Genomic DNA, 2,621 nt, shown 5'->3' with positions numbered 1-2,621 from the left:
CAACATGGCGATCATGGCGCTCTGCACCCGGGTGCTGGGGCTGCCCTATCAGGCGGGCTTCGTCTCGGGGCTCGTGCTGGTGCCGGTGGCGAGCTACTTCTTGAACAAGTTTTGGGTCTTCAGAAGCGCTGGGCGTTGATAAACTCGGTTGACCTGTGAGAGGTCTACCCGGGAAGCTCAGCGACTGGAAGTTGGGCTGCCGAGAGCGCTTACTCTCCTCCTTCGTGGTGAAGAAAATTCCACATCAAACCGAGGGACCTTCCGGGGGGCGGTCACTTGCGTGAGCATAATTTGCTAGTATGAAGTATCCACGCGCAGAGCGACCTGTGCCTGTGGAAGTCGTGAGATTGACTTTCCAATTATGGAGATCGGTATTAACGATGGGCTGGCTGAAAAGAATGGTGGGAGCGCGAACTCAGCGCGATGCTGAGAGCAAGGCGGAAACATTCGTCGCCCTTTGCGTTGCGACGGATGGATATGATCTGATTTGGGACTTTTGCTTGCAAAGTCAATCAGATTACTGCGCAAAACACGGCATCGAGTACAGACTCGTTAGAGGCGTTTCTGACCAACTAAATGGCAAGTGGATCAAACTAAGGGAGGCCGCCGATCTCCTCAAATCCGGCCATACTGTTTTGGTTGTAGATGCGGACGTGCAAATAACAAGAGACACGCCTCACTTCTCTGCCGCAATGCTCGATGAGGACAGAAGCATCTTTATCGCAAACGGAATATCAGGACGTGCAAACTCGGGAGTGATGATGCTGCGTGGCACTCGAGCCATCGAGTTCCTGGAAACATGTTTAGCTAACAAAGACAAGCCAGTCAATCCTGAGAATTTTGTCACAACTGATGGAGAGAATGGGCACATCATCGAAGCGTTGCAGCTAGATTCTTTCGTAACCGAGAGGGGAATACTATCCAATGAATGGAACTGCACCCTCCCTGAGAAGGCATCCTCAGCCTTTTTTAGACACTATACGAACAGATTGCGTTCAGCGCTCGATGAGGGGTTGTTTGAAACAGGGAACGAAGTTTCGATAGCTCCCAAGTCCCAAAGTGAGGCTGCCGAGCATGCTGCGTGGATTGCTCACAAGGCCACCAGAAAAGATTTGTTATCACGGCTAGAGATGGATGACGTCTCTTACAGTATATTTAAGGATAACATCTTGGCCATGTCAGGGAAGTTCACCTACCCAGACATGATTACCGATACAATCAATGGATGGGTTTGGCGGTACGAATTTGCAAGTGGAATGCTAGAGCGCCCCACTTCGATACTGTTTCGCCGCCTATCCTCACCCGATTCTGTATTTATCGATGGCGGGGCAAACGCCGGGTACTTCTCAATAATCATGTCTGAATTACTATCCTCTGGACGAATTCTTGCAATTGAGCCCCACCCGGATAACTTTAATGTCCTTTGCAAAAACTTGCCTGGAGAGACCGTCACTTGCGCGCAGGTCGCTCTGTCGGATGAAGATGGAGAACTTGACCTGTTTCAAGGAAATGGTCATAGCTCCAGCACTATCTGGGAAGCTGCCGGCATGTCTCAACGACGCATCCCGGTGAGTGTTACTACAATCGATAAGTTGGCTGCAGATCATGGCTTGAGTCGGGTCGACTTCCTCAAACTCGACATAGAAGGAGCGGAACCGAACGCGTTGCGTGGTGCCAAATCTACTCTCGAGGGTTCAGAGAACATCGTAGTAATTGTCGAATCCAATCCTCGTCTGCTTGCCGCAGGAGGATCCTCAGTCCTTGAACTTATAAAGCAAATGTCTCAGATTGGATTTGTTGGCCGAATAGTACGCGACGATCTCCGCTTGGGCCCTACCGGCTATGCACCTTCTTCTGCAACGATTAATATTATTTTCGCGCGCCCTGCGCGCTGGAAGACAATTGTTTCGTTACTAGGCTCAGGACCCATTGATCTGTTGAGCTCGTCGTGATTCACGGCTCCGCAAGGAGGCCGATATGGTAATCATCCCCACGGTTAACAGGCCGCTGAAAAAGTCTGCCGTGTAGAACGGTTTCCCTCGATCCGGGTTGATGCCGCCAANCAGGCTGCGAGCAGTTTTGGTAGTCTGGCCAGATTGCAGGCCGCCATCGCCAGGGTGAAGCGGGCACGGACGCGCTCGATGCCGCGATACAGGGTTTGCGCCATGCCGCCGACCGTCTTCACCCAGCCGAAGGGTTCCTCGATCTTCTTCCTGCGTCGCTGCGACTTGGCGTAGCCGGGGTGCCGGGTGGTTCGGCCGTCGATGGCGGAGTGCCGAGACTTCTTGGCAACGTGCGGCGTGACGACCATCTGGCGCAGCTCGGCGACGAAGTCCGCGCTGTCGTAACCGCGGTCTGCCGCCAGCGTCAGGCGCCGGGTCGATCCGGGCGAATGGCGGTGAAGCATCTCGACGGCGGCCTTTCGTTCTGCTCGGCCGTCTGCAGTGGTCAGGTCGGCCTGCACGATGAGGCCGGAGCCGTTCTCCATCAGGCTATGCCCCATGAAGCACAGCATCGCTCCGGTGCCGGGTGACTTCTTGAACAGCCGCGCCTCCGGATCGGTCGTCGAGGCATGGGTCGCGTTGGAACGCCGCTCGCCGCGGAAGTCGACTTCGGCGTTG

1 protein-coding gene and 1 pseudogene are annotated in these 2,621 nt (G+C 54.4%); one reads left to right on the top strand and one right to left on the bottom strand.

The window, feature by feature from the left end:
• Positions 1 to 380 precede the first annotated feature (380 nt).
• On the top strand, positions 381 to 1,952 hold the full coding sequence (locus V8J39_RS23470; protein WP_336463398.1) for an FkbM family methyltransferase: 1,572 nt from the start codon (positions 381 to 383) through the stop codon (positions 1,950 to 1,952).
• A gap of 113 nt (positions 1,953 to 2,065) precedes the next feature.
• On the opposite strand, the pseudogene V8J39_RS23465 reads toward V8J39_RS23470, so the two are convergent.
• Positions 2,066 to 2,621, bottom strand: a pseudogene (locus tag V8J39_RS23465) (transposase); the annotation flags it as partial.

It is taken from the genome of Frigidibacter sp. MR17.24 (assembly GCF_037095655.1).
In the GTDB taxonomy this organism is placed as follows: domain Bacteria; phylum Pseudomonadota; class Alphaproteobacteria; order Rhodobacterales; family Rhodobacteraceae; genus Frigidibacter.
The sequence above is the reverse complement of the archived record's forward strand: the minus strand, read 5'-3'. Positions and strand labels throughout refer to the sequence as shown.

Coding starts and splice junctions, on each gene's coding strand:
- V8J39_RS23470 (WP_336463398.1), top strand. CDS start 381: ATGGGCTGGCTGAAAAGAATGGTGGGAGCGCGAACTCAGCGCGATGCT.